Source organism: Coleofasciculus sp. A1-SPW-01 (assembly GCF_040217205.1).
In the GTDB taxonomy this organism is placed as follows: domain Bacteria; phylum Cyanobacteriota; class Cyanobacteriia; order Cyanobacteriales; family Coleofasciculaceae; genus Coleofasciculus; species Coleofasciculus chthonoplastes_A.
Genome location: NZ_JAVJNP010000128.1, coordinates 1 through 17,927, shown reverse-complemented (window position 1 = coordinate 17,927; position 17,927 = coordinate 1). Strand labels below are relative to the sequence as shown.

Genomic DNA, 17,927 nt, shown 5'->3' with positions numbered 1-17,927 from the left:
TGGTTGGTCTAACTGTTGGAGAACCGGTTGCGGCTGGTTGATTTCCAGCTCGATGCGGAATAGACTATTCGCGATCGCGTGACCTAATGGGGCTGGAAACTGCTGCTGGAGCAGGTTAGAGACTTAGGAGGTGGCTTGAGCGATAAAACGGGTATCGGGCGATCGCACGGTGATGTCAATCTGCTGGGTTTGGGTGTTATAGTTGGATTTGACCTCAATCTCGTTGATTTTGTCGTAATGATTCTCCAACAGTTTTACCGTTTTGTGACTGGTCAGCAGTTTTGAGTTTAACTCTGGATTGAAATTGAAAAAGTAATGTTTCACAATAAGACAATTTTAATTACAGGTGGTACGGGTTCTTTTGGGAAAAAATGTGTTCAAAGTCTATTAGAAAGATTTAATCCCCAGAAAATTATTGTATATTCGCGAGATGAGTTAAAACAATATGAAATGGCGCAAGAATTTAACTCACCTGTAATGCGCTATTTTATCGGTGATGTACGCGATCGCGACCGTCTACACCTAGCGATGCGGGGTGTGGATTATGTAATTCATGCTGCTGCTCTCAAGCATATTCCTATCGCTGAGTTCAATCCGATGGAATGTATTAAGACTAACATTCACGGGGCGAATAATGTGATAGACGTTGCCTTAGAACAGGAAGTTGAGAAGGTGATTGCTTTATCAACGGACAAAGCCGTGAATCCGATTAATCTCTATGGGGCAACTAAGCTAGCAGCGGATAAGTTATTTGTCGCGGCTAATAACATTGTTGGTTCGCTGAGAACGCGATTTTCGGTAGTACGTTATGGCAATGTAGTGGGTTCGAGGGGTTCTGTTGTACCATTCTTCCAAAAACTGATTCAGGAAGGAGCAACGGAATTACCCATTACTGATCCCCGAATGACTCGTTTTTGGATTACACTTCAGCAAGGTGTGGATCTTGTTCTCAAAAGTTTTGAACGAATGCAAGGCGGAGAAATATTTGTCCCCAAGATTCCTTCGATGAAAATTACTGACTTGGCTGAAGCACTAGCACCCGGAATGCCGATGAAGATTATTGGGATTCGACCCGGGGAAAAACTACATGAAGTGATGTGTCCATCTGAAACGGCGTCCTTGACGTTGGAGTTTGCCGATCATTATGTCGTTATGCCTTCAACAGGATTTGTACAAGACTTTGATTTTACTTGTAACAGTTTGGGGGAAAAGGGATGGCTGGTTCCGGATGAGTTTGAGTATAGATCTGACACAAATACGGAATGGCTCACAACGAATCAGCTATTGGACATACTCAAACAATGAATCAGTGGATTCCTTACGGGCGACAGGATATCAATCAGTCGGATATTGATGCGGTTGTGGTAGTCTTGAAATCGGACTGGATCACTCAGGGTCCAGCAATAGAGCGGTTTGAGCAGGCTGTGGCTAACTACTGTGGCGCGAAATATGCTGTTGCTGTTTCCAGTGCTACAGCAGCCTTGCATATCGCTTGTTTAGCCGTGGGTTTGGGCAAAGGGGATAGTCTTTGGACTTCACCAAATACGTTTGTGGCATCTGCTAACTGTGGCTTGTACTGCGGCGCTGATGTTGATTTTGTGGATATTGACCCGCGCACTTATAACTTGAGTGTGGATGAATTAGAGGGTAAACTGGCTTGGGCAGATCAGCAGGGATGCCTACCAAAGGTGATAGTACCCGTTCATTTTGCCGGACAATCTTGTGAGATGGCGAGGATGGCTGAACTGTCACAGCGTTATGGGTTTAAAATTATCGAGGATGCAGCTCATGGAATCGGAGGACGTTATCAAGAACAACCCATTGGTTCGTGTCAGTTTTCGGATATGACAGTATTTAGCTTTCATCCAGTCAAGATTGTTACCACAGGTGAGGGCGGTATGATAATAACGAATCGAAAAGATTTGTATGAAAAGCTGATTCGACTGCGGACTCATGGTATTACCCGCAATTCTAACTTGATGAAAGGAGAGTCGCACGGTTCTTGGTATTATCAGCAGTTAGAATTAGGGTTTAACTATCGAATGACCGATATTCAAGCAGCACTGGGGGCGAGTCAGTTACAGCGGTTAGATGAGTTTGTCGAACGTCGTCGCTTTCTGGCTAATCGTTACAATCAGTTGCTTCAAGATTTGCCATTAATACTGCCATGGCAACATCCAGATACCGATTCAAGCTGGCATCTGTATGTGGTTCGGTTAAAGCTAGATAAAATCAGTAAAACTCACGGGCAGGTATTTGAGGAACTTCGTCAAGTAGGCATTGGTGTAAATCTACACTATATTCCAGTTCATACACATCCTTATTATCAGCAATTAGGCTTTGCCTGGGGGGATTTTCCGCAAGCGGAATGCTATTACCAGAAAGCAATTAGCTTGCCTCTTTATTATGGTTTAACGGTGGAAGAGCAAGACCGAGTCGTGACCAAACTGCAAGATATTTTGCGATTGCCATGAAAATAGTTGCCATTATTCAAGCGCGTATGGGTTCTACTCGCTTACCAGGAAAGGTGATGAAACTGCTATGTGGGAAGACGGTTTTGGCATACGTGATCCAGCGAGTTCAAGCTTGTCCCTTAGTCGATGAGGTGGTTGTGGCAACCACGACTTCCCCAGCCGACGATGTGATTGTTGCAGAAACGGAAAACTATGGGGCAAAGTGGTTTCGGGGCAGTGAAGAGGATGTATTAGAGCGCTACTATTTAGCTGCTAAGGAATATAACGCTGATGTAGTTGTGAGGGTTACTTCGGATTGTCCCCTCTTTGACTCAGGGGTGCTGACACAAATGTTGGATTATTTCAAATTTGAATCTGCTCAGGGGCTGACTATAGACTATCTGAGTAATACCTTAAATCGAAGCTACCCCCGTGGTTTAGATGCTGAGGTTTTTACGTTTGCAGCCTTAGAGCGGGCTTTTCAGGAAGCTCATCTCGCCTACGAACGTGAACATGTCACACCTTACATCCACGAACATCCTGAATTATTTGCTTTACATAATCAAACAGCCGATGAAGATTTATCAGCCTACCGCTGGACGTTAGATACTCAAGAGGATTGGCAGCTAATTGAAGAAATATACACTTGTTTGTACGGAGAAGGTGATATTTTTACGACCGATACTGTGCTGGAATTGCTAGATGAGAGACCTGAATTGCTCAAAATAAATGCCCATGTCAAACAGAAAAAATAGCCAATGAAGAATAACAAAAATAAAACAAGAATAAGTATTGAAGGCTTTCAGACTGAACAGGAAAAATTCTGGGCGGGAAAATTTGGTGATGAATACATCACCAGAAATCAAGAAAAAACTTATTTAGCCAACAATATAGTTTTATTAGGAAAAATAATTGCTCGTACCAATAGAGTTGACTCAGTTATTGAGTTTGGCGCAAACATAGGTATTAATTTGTTGGCGATTAAACAGCTAATTCCTGAAGTAGAACTATCAGCGATAGAAATCAATGAAAAAGCCATCGATGAACTTAATAAACTTGAACAAATCAAGGTTTATCATCAATCAGCTTTAGAATTTATACCAGATTATAGACGGGATTTTGTTTTAAGTAAGGGATTTTTGATTCATGTTAATCCAGACAAATTGTCTAAAGCCTATGATTTGCTTTACAAAACTAGCTGTCGCTATATCTGCCTAGCTGAATATTACAGTCCAACTCCTGTAGAAGTAAACTATCGTGGTTATCAAGACAAATTGTTTAAGCGTGATTTTGCTGGCGAGATGCTGGAGCGTTTTAATAATTTACAACTTGTAGATTACGGATTCATCTATCATCGCGATAATCAATTTCCCCAGGATGATATAAATTGGTTTTTACTAGAGAAGACTGATCGTACATGAATTTGCTAGTTCGGGTAGACGCTTCGATTAAGATAGGCACGGGTCATCTGATGCGTTGCATGGCTCTAGCTCAAGCTTGGCAGAATATTGGTGGGCGAGCTATTTTCGCGATCGCTACTCAAGCCACGCCAATTGAGGATCGGTTGGTGTCGGAGGGGATGAATGTTGTCCACCTGTCAGTTGAGCCAGGAAGTGCTGAAGATGCTATAAAAACAGCGAATCTAGCACGGCAATTGGGAGCAACCTGGGTTGTGGTAGATGGCTATCACTTCGGTGCTGAGTACCAGCGAATAATCAAAAACTGCGGATTACGCCTACTGTTTATTGACGATTACGGACATGCACAGCTCTATTGGGCTGATCTTGTCTTGAATCAGAATATCTACGCCCATGAAGGTTTGTACCCGAACCGAGCGCCTGATACTCAGTTATTGTTAGGTACGCGCTATGCCCTTTTACGAGGGGAGTTTTGCCAGTGGCAAGAATGGACGCGAAAAATTTTGCCAGTGGCTCGGAAAGTTCTGGTAACATTAGGCGGTAGTGACCCTGACAATGTTACTCTCAAAGTGATTCAGGGATTACAGCGAGTGGACGTGCCAGACCTAGAAGCAGTTGTGGTGGTGGGAGGGAGTAATCCTCACTACGAGAAGTTGCAAGCGGCTGTGGATGCGTCACCGTTTCCTATATCCTTAGAGAGGAACGTAACAAATATGCCTGAGTTGATTGCTTGGGCTGATGTAGCCATTAGCGCAGGCGGCTCTACGACCTGGGAACTGGCTTTTATGGGTTTGCCTAGCCTAGTTCTAGTTCTAGCCGATAACCAACGAGCGATCGCTGAAAAATTGGGTGATATGGGAGTAGCTGTCAATTTAGGATGGCATGAGTATGTTTCTGTGGCTGAAATAGCCCAGGCGATGAAGCAATTATTAGTTTCATCTGGAATTCGAGCAGAAATGGCTAGACATGGACGGGAATTAATAGATGGTGAAGGAACTGCGAGAGTATTGATGCATTTGCAAGACCAACCCCTGCGATTAAGACCAATACGCCAAGAGGATTGTAAATTGCTGTGGGAGTGGGCAAACGATCCAGAAGTAAGATCTGCTTCGTTTTCCTCAGATCCCATACCTTGGGAACAACATCTACAATGGTTTGCGAATAAGCTCCATGACTCGAACTGTTATATTTTTATTGTTTTCGATTACGAAGACAGAGCAATAGGGCAAGTACGTTTCGAGAGGCGGAATGGAAATGAGGCAGAGATTAGTATTAGTCTAGATAAAGAGAAACGTGGATCAGGCTATGGTAGCCGTATCATAGATATAGCAGTTAAGGAGCTTTTTCGCCATACATCAATACCATCGGTATATGCCTTGATTAAGCCCAACAATGAAACTTCAATCAAAGCCTTTGAAAAAGCACGTTTTAACAAGCTTGGCAATAAAACTGCAATGGGTAATCTAGCTCTATATTATGTTAAATTTAAATAAAAAAATAAAATTAACAAATGCTTTTTAGTTTAGTATTATAAGCTAGGTCAATGTCACACTTGATAATGAGTATCATTGAATTATCTGAGAAAGAATGCAGGAACTCAATATATTTGATAGAAAGATAAGCATTGATCATCCTCCTTTTGTGATTGCTGAAATGTCCAGCAATCACAATCACTCTTTAGATCGCTCTCTAGAAATTGTTGAAGCAGCAGCCAAGGCTGGAGTGCATGCTCTCAAACTCCAGACCTACACGGCTGATACAATGACCTTGGACATCAATGAGGGCGAGTTTTATATTGATGATCCTAACAGTCTATGGCACGGTAACTCTCTCTATCAGCTATACCAGCAGGCTTACACTCCTTGGGCATGGCACAAACCGATTTTTGACTGTTGTCGGGAACTAGGAATCATTGGCTTGAGTACTCCCTTTGATGCTACAGCCGTCGATTTCCTCGAATCCCTAGACGTACCTTGTTATAAGATAGCCTCCTTTGAAAATACGGATCTACCCCTGATTCGGAAGGTTGCCAGTACGGGCAAGCCTATGATAATTTCTACTGGCATGGCAACGATAGCAGAGTTAGATGAGACAGTCCGGACAGCAAGGGAGGCTGGGTGTAAAAACTTAGTGCTGCTAAAATGCACTAGCACCTATCCAGCCACGCCAGAGGATACAAATTTGCTGACAATTCCCCATTTGCGGGAACTGTTTTGTGTACAAGTGGGTTTATCTGACCACACCATGGGAATTGGTGTCGCCGTTGCGAGCGTTGCTTTGGGTGCTACAGTGATTGAAAAGCATTTTACCCTCAGTCGAGCTGATGGAGGTGTAGATTCAGCGTTTTCAATGGAACCGGAAGAAATGCAGCAACTCGTGATAGAGTCTGAAAGAGCTTGGCAATCACTAGGGAGGATACAGTATGGTTCGACAGTAGCTGAAAAGGAGTCATTGAAATTTAGGCGATCGCTCTATATATCCCAAGATATGAAAATCGGAGATGTGTTTACTCCAAATAACCTTAGAATAGTACGTCCTGGTTTTGGTTTGGCTCCTAAGTACTACACTGAAATTTTAGGTAAGGCGATCCAGCGTAACGTGAAAAAAGGAACCCCAGTGAGTTGGGAGTTATTTTAAAGTAATAGGAAAAATTCACGATAAATGTTCCGCTAAAATAACAATTGTGCTTAACTTATAGTGGAAAAAAGTTAATGTTTAAATCTGCTTTGTCAAGTAGTGCAATTCGGGGATTGACGCTACTTAGTAAGTTTATACTAATATTATATTTAGCTCGATCATTTACAACTTATGAACTTGGTTTATATGGTTTAACAACAGCTACAATTGGATTTTTTTTATACTTGGTTGGTATAGATTTTTATAGTTTCAACACTCGCGAAATTTTAGCTCATAACCCAAGCGATTGGACTGTATTAATTCGAGATCAATTTGTTTTTCACACCATCGCCTATTTTTTAGTTTCTCCCCTAGTTATTTCTGTTTTCTTGTTAGGGTTTTTACCTTGGCAATACTTTTTCTGGTTTTATTTATTACTAATATTAGAACACCTTTGTCAGGAAAGCCATCGAATTTTGGTAGTTCTATCAAAACCTTTAGTTGCCGTGGTTGCTCATTTTTTTAGGGGTGGCTTATGGACTTATATATTTATTCTGCTCATAACTAATATTCCAGCTCAAGGAAACTTGAGAACTTTATTTTTTCTCTGGTCACTTGGTAATATAACCAGCCTAATTTTTACTCTTTATCATTGGCAAAGCCTGAATTGGACAAAAGCTTTCAAAACTCCAATTGACTGGATCTGGATCAAAACAGGAATAAGGGTTTCTCTACCTCTACTAGTAGGAACTCTTGCTCTCCGAGGAATTATGACGATTGACCGCTACGCATTACAACATTACTGGGGAGAAGAATATGTAGGAATATATACTTTCTACGCCAGCATAGCTTTCGTTTTGCAAATTTTCATAGACACTGGCATAACAATGATATTATATCCTAAAGTTGTAGCTGCCTACCAGCAAAAACGTTGGCAAGACTATAAACAACTAAAGAAAAAGTTTACGAAAGCAGTATTAGGAGCTAGTTTACTCTTATCTCTTAGTGCAGCTTTGCTGATTTATCCAGTCATCAGTTTAACCCAAAAAGCAGTCTATGCCACTTATTTACCTGTTTATTGGATCTTGCTTTTATCTGTTATGGTAACAGTCCTAACGGGAATTCCGCACTACTCATTGTACGCAAGGAGACTTGATTGGGCAATTATTTCAAGCAATTTGACAGGTTTAGTGGTATCATTATTAGCAAACATAATTCTAGTTCCCAAATTTGGTCAGATAGGTGCTGCGGGTGCTACTCTGCTCGCAATGCTTACCATCGGTAACATAAAGCTATTAGCAGATTATAAAACAAGAATTATATGAAAATCGTCTTTATTGCCAACTCATTTAAGACCGTATTTTTTCATGCTCTAGTTCAGGGTTTGGAAAAAAATGGACATCAAGTTTACTGGATTACACCTAGTAAACGATGGGGAAACTGGTTGATTGCACAGGGAACAGAATCAGAGAAAATTCTCGACATCACAGTACATGGAGAGGAGTGGACTAAAGGTCAACCTTTAAATAAAGAAAATGTACAGGCATTGGCACAGTTGGAACAATGTAGTGGACTCCTTACTCATAATATTGTTTTAATGGATCGCTTATTATCCAAAAAGCCCCCTGAATATAGTCTTAAATATTTAGCGGTTATTCACAACCCGATTGAAATTTTTTTGATTTCTCATCAAATTGATATCATTTTCTCAGAACGTTCATTAGCGATAGAATTATTGACTTATCAGATTTCGCAAAAACTAAAATTACTCAATTTTTCGATCGATCCAGTAAGAATTCCCAATGGACGCTTTGCTTTTTTCCCCAGCTTTGTCCAATCGAAAATCGCTAGAGTAAGAAATGCCAATAGTGAAGACTACCAAGAAGCTAGATCATTTTATGCCCGTTACATTAATGAGAAGCCTAAACCCAGCTATTATAGACTGTTAAAAAAAAGCTTAAATCCGCTGAAAATTGACTTGGAGAGGACAAAAAAGCGGCTCAGATATGTAGGGGATCGAGTACAATTTAACCATCAATATGTTTTTGATGAGAGTAGACCATCTTTACCGGAGTTAATTAGGTTTGGTTTGCGTAGAGTGATGAACTCTCAAGTAATCAAAGTCACTCGTCCTTTTGTCAAACCCCAAAACATAGCCAGTAAACGTCCGTTTATTTTATATCCACTCCATCTACAGCCTGAAGCATCAATTGATGTTTTCGGCAGTTACTTTTCTAATCAAATTGAGCTTATTAAAACTTTAGCGAGAGGACTACCTGTTACTCACCGTTTATATGTAAAGGAACATGCGGTTGCCATTGGCGCTCGGTCTCTAGCTGATTATAATAAGATAAAGTCTATTCCAGGAGTTGACTTGATTGAACCAAGTGCTGATACTTTTCAATTGATTTCTGACGCTGACCTAGTAATTTCAGTGTCAGGTACAGCCTTATACGAAGCTGCTTTACTCGGTAGACCAGCAATATCCATAGTTCCTATGTTCTTTGGTTCCTTACTAACTGTCAATGGCATGAACCCTTATGAAACACCTTTAGCTAAAGTACTGAGTAATATTACCAACATCCCTGAAGAGTCTAATGGAGAACAACAAATAGAATTCCTAGCCCAAATAATAGCGCAGTCATTTCCAGGTGAAATAGGTGATTCTATCACAAATCCTGATTGTCTCTTAGAGGAGAACATCAAGAATGTTACAGAAGGTATTTCAAAATTTCTAGAAACTTATTGTGACTAGATAGGATACAAAATTTATAGGCGAAATTCTCACATCTATATTGGTATGGAGCAAGATGGATTTAAATCCAAAGTAAAAGTGCTGTAGGGAGTTTTAAAATGCGAGAAAAAATTCTTTGGCAAAGATTAATTCAGATTTATATCATTTTAATTCCTTTTTTGAGTGCCTTTGCCGTCAGTCCTTTGCTTCCCCTGCCCTTATTATTTATTTCATCAATATTTTTAATTTTATTTGGGAAATTTATAGACAGTAAGATATTTTGGCTTAGGGATGACATCGATATTTTCGTTATAATTGCATTAGGTGTAGGTACTATGATTTTTTCCTGGCAGTATCTTGGGCAAAAAAACATCAATCACTTAGCAGCAATTTCTGTGTCTATTTTCTTCTTTTATTTTGTAGTGAGAGTGTTACTTCAGTGTCTGGATTCTTTTCAAGGCTTGAGTCGTGCATTTGTTTTTTCCCTATTCATAGTATCAGGGTTTGTGATTTTTGAGTTTATAGCTTCTAACTATTTCAATATCCATGTTCCTTCGATTATACCCTACTCCTTTCCCCCAGATGCACCAGATGCACTAATTTTTGGAACGTTTATCAGACCTCGCGGTTTAGCTGAAGAGGCTGGCTTTATGTCTATGTTCTACGAATTAGCTCTACCGATGTCGTTTATCTATTTAAAAAATTTACCCTTTTTAGCGATAGCATACTACGCTATGGTAGCTCTCCCTTCATTTCTCCTTTTAGGTAGTGGAGCAGGAGTCGCGTCTTTCCTCATGGCTATAATTATAGTCTGTTTAATTAATATTAAGCAAAAGTGGTTTCTATATATCTTATTATTCCTATGTTTGGCTATTATGGTTGTTCTAAGCTTTGAAGCAGGACGTTTGTATTTCCATCAGGTGGTGGGGAGAAGATTAGAATTTTTTCTTTTTGACCCAATGCAACAAACAGCTAGTACCGCTCGAATAAGAACTGAAGTTTATTTCAAAATGTTTAACTTATTCCTAGCGGCTCCTTGGGGCATTGGCTGGGGAACAGCTTCCCAAATTTATTCAGAAGGATGGGAGTATTCTGGAATTGTTTTGGATAAACCAAGCTTTATCTCATTTTATAGCGAAATATTAATTGCATCAGGTTTTTTGGGTTTACTATTCTTTATGAAATTTATTTATAAAAAAATAGTTAAACTGATTTATATTAAAACTATAGAAGCCCAGTTAGTTTTGATATCTCTTATTTCTATCTGTCTTCACTATTTATTTATTTCTAACTATTGGATGCCTATGTTATGGTTTTCGCTAGCTATGACTGATGTTTTGATTAGACGTCGAAAAAAAGAGAATAAATTAAAATGCAAACCAATAATATAGTTAACAATAGGGAGCATCCCAATTTGGCAAGTTGGCTCTTTGAATGGGGCTGAAACCCTTGCAATTGCGTTACTTGAGGTAATGCTTTGTCCAAAACGGGATGCTCCCTAACAATAAAGGTTTAGGTGGAAAAAATGGAAAATAAAATTGTAATTTTATCTATGTATTACAGGAACAATTCAATCACAGCTACAAAAAAAATATTTGATGAAGTATGGTCAAGAGTATATAATAAAAATCTTGCTAAACTATTGTTAATAGTCCCTAAAGGGAACCGTCCTGATTGGATCGCAAAAGATTCATGTATTGAGGTTAGCTACAACAATAATTCTGGATTTTTGGGTAGATTAAATGTTAGTAAAAAACTAAACCATATCCTTTGGAATTTACCTCGTTCAATTGTGATCAATGATTTTTTTCCAGTCCCTTTTACTGGATTATCTAAGCATATTCATGTACAGTTTGTGCCACATATTTATACTTCTCGAGAATCATGGCTGCGTCATATAGGATTTATCCAGCAAATATCTAAAATGAGAAATTCTGGTTATGTATTAACAATAAGTGAAACATCAAAAAAAGAAATTGTTGATTTTTGCAACCTTAATTCTAAAAACATTATTGTGAGCTACTGTGGGATTTCCAACGTTATTTTGCAATCTAAAGTGATCGATAAATCATCTTACATAAAAAACTATGACGTGCTTTATGTTGCTACATTTATTAGAAGGAAAAATCACATGAATTTAATTAAAGCTTTACCTATGATTGGTACTCCTATAAAACTTGCTTTACTTGGGAAAGACTTAGGATATCGAACTAAAGTAGAAAGCTTGATCGGAAAACTCGAACTCCAAGATCGTGTGGATTTTCTTGAACCAGTATCAGAAAGTGAACTAGCAAACCTATATTCTTGTAGCCGTATTTTTGTTAGTCCTTCCCTCAGAGAAGGATTTGGTATGCCTGTGGTAGAAGCTTTAGCTACAGGCACTCCAGTAGTATGTTCCAATCTACCTGTTTTTAGGGAAATTGCGGGTTCTTGGGCAAGCTATTTCGATCCGGAAAATCCAGTAAGTATTGCTAGGGTACTAAAATCTAGTTTAGAGAGTTCTGACTTGTCCGTCAATCAGGCACTAGCAGCTAGAGAGTATGTGAAACAAAAATTTTCTTGGGATACTATTGTAGGAAAGTTACTCGCTCAATTGAATGAATTATAAATATTTAGTAAATCAAGCAAACTGATGAGGAGGTTATTATGAAGCCAAGTAATATCGACACTGAAGTTGTTGAGGTATTCGGCAAGGAGTGGCCGAACTTCAATCAATCTGAACTATCTGAAAAAGAACAGCTAGAAATTTTCAATTTATACTTTGATAGTTTCCCCTGGTATAAACTGTCACAATCATCTGTTGGTATGGAAAACGCCGGATTGGAAAACATTACATTTAGCAACCATTCTCCTTGCTGGTGTGCAACTAGGATATAAAAAATAGCAGATGTGTGGTATTACAGGTTTTTGGAATCAGTCCAAGCAATTGGTGACAGATGACCTAGAGCGACTCGTCAGGCACATGTCAAACACCCTGTTGCATCGCGGTCCAAATGATAGTGGTACATGGATAAATTCAGAAGCAGGAATTGCTCTGGGACATCGGCGACTGGCTATATTAGATCTTTCCCCCGATGGTCATCAGCCCATGATATCTGCCGATGGCCGTTACGTAATCATATTTAATGGCGAAATTTACAATTTTCTCGAATTACGCCGACAGTTAGAGCAACTGGGATACAAGTTTCGCGGTCATTCCGATACAGAAGTGATGCTTGCCGCTTTCAGCGAGTGGCAAGTAATTAAAGCCGTTCAAAGCTTTAATGGAATGTTTGCTTTTGCCCTTTGGGATCGGCAAGAGCAGAAGTTACATTTAGGACGCGATCGCTTGGGAGAAAAACCGCTCTACTACACATGGGTGGGAAAAACCTTCCTATTTGCCTCAGAATTAAAGGCACTCAGAAGTTATCCAGATTTCACCCCAGAAATCAACCGCGATGCCCTTGCCCTTTATCTGCGACATAACTATATCCCAGCCCCTTACTCGATTTACAAAGGTGTCTACAAACTCCCACCAGCATCGTTACTGACAGTTCAAAATGCTGCATCTATGGCTGAACCCCTATCTTACTGGTCGGTTAAGTCAGTGGCAGAAGCTGGCATTACTGACCCCTTCACAGGTTCAGAAACAGACGCGATCGCCAAACTGGATGCTCTACTACAGAATGCCATCAGCTTACGTATGGTTGCCGATGTACCACTTGGAGCATTCCTCTCTGGTGGTGTTGATTCTTCGACCGTTGTAGCACTTATGCAAGCTCAAAGTAGCCAACCTATCAAAACATTTTCCATTGGTTTCATAGAAGACAGCTACAACGAAGCACAAGACGCCAAAGCCGTTGCCCAGCATTTGGGAACTGACCATACTGAACTCTATGTCACTTCTAAAGAAGCGATTACTGTCATTCCTAAACTGCCCACACTCTACGACGAACCCTTTGCTGATTCTTCTCAGATTCCCACCTTCTTGGTTGCTCAACTAGCCAAACAGCACGTTACCGTCAGCCTTTCCGGAGACGGCGGCGACGAACTTTTCGGTGGTTATAATCGTTACTTTTGGGGGCATAAGATTTGGCAGCAGTTTGGCTGGATGCCTTACAGTCTGAAAAAAGCAGCAGCTCAAACATTGATAGCGCGATCGCCTGAAGCCTGGAACAAAAGTTTTACTAACCTTGCTCGTTTCCTACCCACCTCCCTCCAGCAAAAGAACCCTGGAGATAAACTGCACAAGTTAGCAGAGGTTTTAGCTGTGGAAAATCCGGAAGCGATGTATACCAATTTAGTGTCTCACTGGAAAGAGCCAACCGCCTTAGTGCTTGGGGCATCAGAACCGACGACAACTCTAACTAATCGCCAAAACTGGGCAAACTTGCCAGATTTTACCCAGCAGATGATGTACCTTGACACGATGACCTATTTACCCGACGATATCTTAGTCAAAGTAGACAGAGCTAGTATGGGGGTCAGCTTAGAAGCTCGTGTTCCGTTTTTAGATCATCGTGTTGTTGAATTGGCTTGGCAAATCCCTCTAGAAATGAAACTTCGTGATCGCCAAAGCAAGTGGCTGCTTCGCCAAGTCTTGCATCAGTATGTGCCACCGAGCCTCATTGATCGACCCAAGATGGGCTTTGCTGTCCCAATCGATACTTGGTTGCGATGTCAACTACGAGATTGGGCAGAATCTTTGCTCGACGAACACCGACTGCGGCAAGAAGGTTTTTTCAACCCCCAGCCAATTCGCCAGAAGTGGGCAGAACATTTATCCGGGAGTCGCAACTGGCAGTCTTATTTGTGGGATGTTTTGATGTTTCAAGCTTGGTTAGAAAAAATATGTTGATTCATTTATGTCCAAAAGCGTTACTTCCTCCCGTCAAGTACTATTACTACAAGATGAAAGGAGTACTTGAAGACGAGATTTTACATCTACCTGAACTCGTAAAAAACGGTGGTCGTGCCATTGATATCGGTGCGAATGATGGAATTTATAGTTACGCTCTTGCCAAAATATGTGATGTAGTAGAAGCTTTTGAACCCCAACCTTGGTGTTCTGAAAGAATCGCCGCTTATAGTAAAGCTTTTGCCCCTAATATCAACATTCACACAGTTGCTTTATCTAATTACAATCGTTCGACAATACTGCATATTCCACTCATACGTGGCAGACTTATAACTTCTGTTGCCAGTTTTAAAAAATCAGAATATTTTGATGGTAACCAGGATATTGAAGTGCTAGTTCATCGCCTAGATGATTATCAATTTAAGAATGTTTCCTTGATTAAGATTGATGTCGAAGGTCATGAAAGTGAAGTGTTAGAAGGTGCAAGAGAAACAATCCTTCGAGACAAGCCTGTTCTTATTGTTGAAATCGAACAGCGACACTTAGATAATAAACCGATAAATCAGGTATTTTCAAACATTCTTGAATTCGGCTATGAAGGTAGCTTTATCTATAAAAAGCAATTTATTCCTCTATCTAAATTTATCTATGAAAAATATCAAGAGCCATTTCTAGATAATGTACTTAGCCGAGATTATATTCATAATTTTATCTTCAAACCCCTATAGCTACTCAAATATCGCATCTAGCTTCTCAATTACATTTCATTGGATTTGGCAGTATGAGTCTGAAAAAATTTATGCCTTGGTGGAGCAAAATTGCCGCTAAAGTGGTGCTGTCTCAGTTGCCAGTTGATTACAAAGTCTGGAAAAAACTGTCTCTCATTCAACTTGGATCAATGGAGCAGCCTACCTACGCCTACGAAGTTTTTAAACGGCATCTTGAGCGGGTCAGACTTAAACCAGGGTTTATTAGCTTGGAACTCGGACCAGGAGATTCTCTCTTCTCAGCTCTACTCAGCCAAGCTTTTGGGGGTTCGGTATCTTATCTAGTTGACAATGGAGATTATGCGATTAGAGATATCCAATTTTATAAAACGATGGCAACCTTTCTCTCCAAAAAGGGATTGCGAGTTCCAACACTATCAAATGTGCAATCCGTAGAAGAGATTCTTGCTCACTGTAATGCTCATTACTTAACTACAGGTTTGTCGTCCTTGCAAACTCTCCCTGAGGGATCTGTCGATTTTATCTGGTCGAATGCTGTACTTGAACATGTGAGACGTGCAGAATTTCTCGATCTTCTAAAAGAGTTGCGTCGAGTGATTCGTAAGGATGGTGTATGCTCTCACGAAATAGATTTAAGAGATCATCTTGGGGGAGCATTAAACAATCTTAGGTTTTCTGAATCTATTTGGGAATCAAACTTTATGGCTAAGTCTGGTTTTTATACCAATCGAATCCAGTTTTTTCAAATGTTAGAGCTATTCCGGCAGGCAAGATTTGAGGTTGAAGTTGTAGAAGTGAATCGCTGGAGCAAGTTACCCACACTAAGGACAAACTTAGCTAAATAATTTCGTCATAAAAGTGAGGAAGAACTTTGTGTATCGGGTTTTTCTGTTATTTTAAAACCAACCTAAATATTAATTGATTTGCCGTAAAAAATAATGAAAATACTATTCTTTATAACTAGAGCTGATACTATTGGCGGCGCTCAAATTCATGTCAGAGATCTATCCAAATCATTAATCAAGAAAGGACACGAAGTTGTAGTCGCCACCGGAGCAAGTGGTTCCTACACAATGGAACTAGAACGTAAGGGAATTAAGTCAGTAGCTGTTCAAGTTCTGCAACAAAAAATTAATCTTATAGAAGATGGAAAAACTGTCTTTTATTTGAAGCAGATTATTCATGAATTTCAGCCCGATATCATTAGCACCCATTCTAGCAAAGCCGGATTCCTGGGTCGATTAGTGAGTAAGCTGACAAATAAACCTTGTATTTTTACAGTCCACGGATGGGCATTTACAGAAGGAGTACCAGAACCAAGTCGTACTGTTTATCAATGGCTAGAACGACAAGTTGAGACTTGGGCAGACAAAATTATTTGCGTATCCGAATATGACAGGCAAATTGGAATTAAAGTAGGAATGAATACCCACCGACTCTTGACCATTCACAATGGAATGCCTGATATTTCAGCTAAGTTAAGAGCAAGTCTTTCTATGTCTGAGTCCGTAAAAATTGTGATGGTTGCTCGATTCGATAGGCAAAAAGATCATTTGACTTTGATTAAAGCACTTCCTAGCTTGTCAGGAGTGCAGTTACTCCTGGTAGGAGATGGACCCAAGTTACAGGATGTTAAAAAAAATGTTGAGCAGATGAAAATTGCTGATCGCGTTAAATTTTTAGGATACTGTGACAATGTTGCAGGAATTCTAGCTCAAGCCCAAATTTTTACCCTCATATCCAATTGGGAAGGTTTCCCACGCTCCATAGTTGAGGCAATGCGAGCAGGATTACCAGTAATTGCTTCTAACGTTGGTGGTGTCAATGAAGCTGTGGTAGATGGCGTGACAGGGTATTGTGTGCCACGGGGAGATATTGACATTCTGAGAGAGCGACTCTCCAAGCTTATAAAAGAACCTAGACTACGCCAAGTAATGGGTGAGAGGGGACGCCAACGATATGAGTCAGAGTTTACATTTCAACATATGTATGAGAAAACCTTTGAGGTATATGAAAAGATTTTGACTGAGAGGAAAAAAATTAGTGAATAACATACCATTACTACTGACAGGGGTAACAGGTTTGACTGGTAGTTTATTACTCCATAAATTAGTAAAAGCTGATTTTCATAGCCAAATTTTGTGTTTAGTTCGACCGACTAGTAATCGCGACTCTATAGAAGCGCTAGATTTAAACCTAAATTTTTTTATCGGTGATAGTGCTGCTACTAAAACCTGGGAACAGTTACTGGAAAAATATTCTCCGGCGACGATTATTCATATTGCCTCAATCCGACATATTCCGATTATTCTCAATAGCTTCCAAGGAGTTGGACAGCACCCTCGTTTGATTATCATTGGCACCACTGGGATTTATTCAAAATACAACCAATATTCCAAGGATTATAAAGCTATAGAAGAGCAGTTAACTCAGTATCCCGGTCAGTACTGTCTCCTGCGTCCGACCATGATTTACGGTTCTCACCGTGACAAGAACCTGCATAAGCTGATTAAATTTTGCGATCGCTATGGCTTCTTTCCCGTGTTTGGTTCAGGTCAATGCCTTCTTCAACCGATTCATGCTGATGACCTAGCCAAGGCTATCCTTCATGTCCTACAACGCCCAACTATCCAGGGAACTTACGACCTTTCCGGTGGTAGTATCGTCACATTTCGCGAACTTCTAGCCATAGTTGAAAAACAGCTTGGCAAACCTGTGCGTCCAATCTACATCCCTCTACGTGTTGGAGTTTGGTCAGCAACAATCGCCGAGAAAGTTCTTGGCACTAAATCACCAGTGCGACGGGAACAAATTCTGCGCTTGCAAGAAGACAAAGCCTATTCCCACAATGCGGCTCAACGTGACCTCGACTTTTTTCCGCGATCGCTTGAGGTTGGCTTACAGCAAGAAGTGGAACTCATGCACAGCAAAGGAGTTCTATAGTAAAAGATGTGTGTGTGAGAAGTGTAATAGACAAGCATGTTAACTGTTCTTGCGGCCGCCAGTGTACTGGCGAGTATCCTCCTGACCAATATCATTAAACGACGCTTCAGCAACCACTTACTAGACATCCCCAACGATCGCAGTTCCCATACCCAACCGACTCCCCGTGGCGGTGGCTTGGGTTTCATCCTGGCGTTT

At 40.3% G+C, this 17,927-nt stretch carries 17 protein-coding genes and 1 pseudogene; 17 read left to right on the top strand and 1 reads right to left on the bottom strand.

Translation table 11 applies throughout. The features are described 5' to 3' along the window. Positions 1-123: 123 nt before the first annotated feature. A complete protein-coding gene (locus RH949_RS19430) occupies positions 124-324 on the bottom strand; it encodes a hypothetical protein (protein WP_446355427.1) in 201 nt (66 codons plus the stop codon). Between RH949_RS19430 and pseB the strand changes: the two genes are divergently transcribed. The 17 genes and pseudogenes from pseB to RH949_RS19345 form a co-directional block, all read left to right on the top strand. Then, on the top strand, positions 316-1,305 hold the full coding sequence (gene pseB / locus RH949_RS19425) for a UDP-N-acetylglucosamine 4,6-dehydratase (inverting) (RefSeq protein ID WP_446355425.1): 990 nt from the start codon (positions 316-318) through the stop codon (positions 1,303-1,305). The genes RH949_RS19430 and pseB overlap by 9 nt on opposite strands. Then, the gene (gene pseC, locus RH949_RS19420; protein ID WP_446355624.1) at positions 1,302-2,474 is read left to right on the top strand and encodes a UDP-4-amino-4,6-dideoxy-N-acetyl-beta-L-altrosamine transaminase; all 1,173 of its coding nucleotides are present in this window, start codon (positions 1,302-1,304) and stop codon (positions 2,472-2,474) included. Before pseB ends, pseC begins: the two co-directional genes overlap by 4 nt. Continuing rightward, positions 2,471-3,208, top strand: coding sequence for a cytidylyltransferase domain-containing protein (locus RH949_RS19415; protein ID WP_446355423.1), 738 nt, complete (start codon positions 2,471-2,473; stop codon positions 3,206-3,208). The genes pseC and RH949_RS19415 overlap by 4 nt, the downstream gene beginning before the upstream one ends. 3 nt (positions 3,209-3,211) lie before the next feature. Next, a complete protein-coding gene (locus tag RH949_RS19410; RefSeq protein WP_446355421.1) occupies positions 3,212-3,874 on the top strand; it encodes a pseudaminic acid biosynthesis-associated methylase in 663 nt (220 codons plus the stop codon). Beyond that, entirely contained in the window at positions 3,871-5,364 is a 1,494-nt protein-coding gene (gene pseG / locus RH949_RS19405; RefSeq protein ID WP_446355419.1) for a UDP-2,4-diacetamido-2,4,6-trideoxy-beta-L-altropyranose hydrolase, read from the top strand. The genes RH949_RS19410 and pseG overlap by 4 nt, the downstream gene beginning before the upstream one ends. A 94-nt stretch (positions 5,365-5,458) precedes the next feature. Then, positions 5,459-6,508: a pseudaminic acid synthase gene (pseI, locus tag RH949_RS19400; protein ID WP_446355417.1), complete on the top strand. Its 1,050-nt coding sequence runs from the start codon at positions 5,459-5,461 to the stop codon at positions 6,506-6,508. A 74-nt stretch (positions 6,509-6,582) separates the two neighbouring features. Beyond that, entirely contained in the window at positions 6,583-7,812 is a 1,230-nt protein-coding gene (locus RH949_RS19395; RefSeq protein ID WP_446355415.1) for a hypothetical protein, read from the top strand. Continuing rightward, positions 7,809-9,242 (top strand): DUF354 domain-containing protein, encoded by a 1,434-nt coding sequence (locus RH949_RS19390; protein WP_446355413.1) that lies wholly within the window; start codon positions 7,809-7,811, stop codon positions 9,240-9,242. The genes RH949_RS19395 and RH949_RS19390 overlap by 4 nt, the downstream gene beginning before the upstream one ends. Before the next feature lie 98 nt (positions 9,243-9,340). Next, on the top strand, positions 9,341-10,612 hold the full coding sequence (locus tag RH949_RS19385) for an O-antigen ligase family protein (protein WP_446355411.1): 1,272 nt from the start codon (positions 9,341-9,343) through the stop codon (positions 10,610-10,612). A 134-nt stretch (positions 10,613-10,746) separates the two neighbouring features. Continuing rightward, positions 10,747-11,829: a glycosyltransferase family 4 protein gene (locus RH949_RS19380; RefSeq protein WP_446355409.1), complete on the top strand. Its 1,083-nt coding sequence runs from the start codon at positions 10,747-10,749 to the stop codon at positions 11,827-11,829. A 38-nt stretch (positions 11,830-11,867) separates the two neighbouring features. Next, positions 11,868-12,098 carry a hypothetical protein gene (locus tag RH949_RS19375; protein WP_446355407.1) on the top strand — a complete coding sequence of 77 codons (231 nt, stop codon included), beginning with the start codon at positions 11,868-11,870 and terminating at the stop codon, positions 12,096-12,098. A gap of 10 nt (positions 12,099-12,108) precedes the next feature. Beyond that, on the top strand, positions 12,109-14,058 hold the full coding sequence (gene asnB / locus RH949_RS19370; protein ID WP_446355405.1) for an asparagine synthase (glutamine-hydrolyzing): 1,950 nt from the start codon (positions 12,109-12,111) through the stop codon (positions 14,056-14,058). Then, positions 14,052-14,786 (top strand): FkbM family methyltransferase, encoded by a 735-nt coding sequence (locus RH949_RS19365; protein ID WP_446355403.1) that lies wholly within the window; start codon positions 14,052-14,054, stop codon positions 14,784-14,786. The genes asnB and RH949_RS19365 overlap by 7 nt, the downstream gene beginning before the upstream one ends. Before the next feature lie 53 nt (positions 14,787-14,839). Then, positions 14,840-15,631 carry a class I SAM-dependent methyltransferase gene (locus RH949_RS19360; protein ID WP_446355401.1) on the top strand — a complete coding sequence of 264 codons (792 nt, stop codon included), beginning with the start codon at positions 14,840-14,842 and terminating at the stop codon, positions 15,629-15,631. 93 nt (positions 15,632-15,724) lie between these two features. Continuing rightward, a complete protein-coding gene (locus RH949_RS19355) occupies positions 15,725-16,837 on the top strand; it encodes a glycosyltransferase family 4 protein (RefSeq protein ID WP_446355399.1) in 1,113 nt (370 codons plus the stop codon). Then, on the top strand, positions 16,830-17,729 hold the full coding sequence (locus RH949_RS19350; protein WP_446355397.1) for an NAD-dependent epimerase/dehydratase family protein: 900 nt from the start codon (positions 16,830-16,832) through the stop codon (positions 17,727-17,729). The genes RH949_RS19355 and RH949_RS19350 overlap by 8 nt, the downstream gene beginning before the upstream one ends. Positions 17,730-17,765: 36 nt before the next feature. After that, positions 17,766-17,927: pseudogene (locus tag RH949_RS19345) on the top strand (MraY family glycosyltransferase); the annotation flags it as partial.